General features: G+C 65.4%; 1 pseudogene. It reads left to right on the forward strand.

Features of this window, described 5'->3' with window-relative positions:
- Nucleotides 1-266 (forward strand): annotated as a pseudogene (locus SB816_RS32200) (Cro/Cl family transcriptional regulator); the annotation flags it as partial.

A 266-nucleotide genomic window follows, 5' to 3' on the forward strand; every position in this document is an offset into this window, starting at 1 on the left:
CGCGCCGCCGTTCGCGTCGCTGGCGCGGCTCGGGCGCTGCCTTGGCGAAGACCTCAGCTATTTCTTCGTCGACCGCTCGCCCGCGCAGGCCGAGCAAGCCGACCGGCGCGTCTCGATCGTGCGCAATGGCGAGCTCAAGCCGGTGGCCAAAGACGATGCCGCGCTCGGTTTCGAATACGCGACGCTCGCGCATCATATGGCGCGCAAGCGCATGGAGCCGCTGTATTTCACGTTTTCCGCGCACGCGCAGCACGATTATTTTTTCG

Origin of the sequence: Achromobacter sp. SIMBA_011 (genome assembly GCF_046535435.1) — a bacterium.
Taxonomy (GTDB): Bacteria; Pseudomonadota; Gammaproteobacteria; order Burkholderiales; family Burkholderiaceae_B; genus Achromobacter; species Achromobacter dolens.